This is a genomic window from Oceanobacillus luteolus (assembly GCF_023715655.1).
GTDB classification, from domain to species: Bacteria; Bacillota; Bacilli; order Bacillales; family Amphibacillaceae; genus Oceanobacillus; species Oceanobacillus luteolus.
Genome location: NZ_JAMBON010000141.1, coordinates 1 through 597 on the forward strand (window position 1 = coordinate 1; position 597 = coordinate 597).

At 36.5% G+C, this 597-nt stretch carries 1 protein-coding gene; it reads right to left on the reverse strand.

What is annotated here, in order from left to right; genetic code table 11:
- Nucleotides 1–125: 125 nt before the first annotated feature.
- The coding region (locus M3210_RS20100) for a transposase (RefSeq protein ID WP_251518070.1) at nucleotides 126–597 on the reverse strand (472 nt) is incomplete at its 5' end.

The window sequence follows — 597 nt, forward strand, 5'->3', positions numbered from 1 at the left end:
CCAGAATTTTCAGTTTTAATCTTTTTTCTATTAGAGCCAAAAAAGTAAATACCCAACTAAAGGTGGCTCCATTCATTTTTTTTACAATATACAATTAGACTTGAGCGACAGCCAGATTTTAAGAATTAAGAAGCACCTTTCCCTTCGATTTTTCGTACCCAGATATGCCCTGGTTTCCATAAGGCAGCTCTTAAATAACGGCTGATTTGTAGGAGGGTTCGTTTACTGTTCGTCTTAATTTGAACGATTACATTTAAACAAAATACGATCAGTGCAATAAACACTTGGTTGTAGATTGCTGTTTCACTTTGCCCGTAGAATTTTTTGATGTTCACGTGTTGTTTCATCCATTTAAAAAATATCTCAATGGCCCAACGTGATTGGTACATCTCGGAAATTTCATCTGCGCTTAAATCAAAACGGTTTGTAACTAAGTGAAGTACGTTTCCTTTCGTATCTTCAACCTTTACGAGTCGAAAGTAATTCTCCGCACGATTTTGTGAGGTGCCAATTAACACCATTTGATCTGACAGTACCGTTGAATCATGAGGGAGTTCAAAATCATCACCAACTACTCGTATAAACGCATTTTTTCGA